Annotated in this window: 1 protein-coding gene; it reads left to right on the top strand. The window is 65.5% G+C overall.

All coding sequences use genetic code 11. From position 1 onward, the window contains the following. Positions 1-232: TolC family protein (locus AAEZ08_RS23535; protein ID WP_500125258.1), on the top strand; the 232-nt coding region annotated here is incomplete at both ends.

The following is a 232-nucleotide window of genomic DNA, read 5'->3' as shown; positions in this document are numbered from 1 at the left end:
CCCCAACGTCGATGCCGGCGGCGCCTACCAGCGCAAGCGCAACAGCGGCAAAGGCTTGAACGACCCTTCCGGCGAGAATGGCCGCTCGGCCTTCAACCAATGGGACATGGGCTTCTCGGCCTCTTGGGAGCTGGATTTCTGGGGCCGGGTCAAGCGTGAAACCGAGGCCGCCGACGCCACGCTGGAAGTCGCCGAAAACGACCGTCGCGCCGTGTTGTTATCGGTGCTGGCC

Source organism: Pseudomonas sp. E45-MNA-CIBAN-0222, from assembly GCF_040310405.1.
Taxonomy (GTDB): domain Bacteria; phylum Pseudomonadota; class Gammaproteobacteria; order Pseudomonadales; family Pseudomonadaceae; genus Stutzerimonas; species Stutzerimonas stutzeri_AC.
This window is presented reverse-complemented; position numbering and strand designations above follow the sequence as displayed.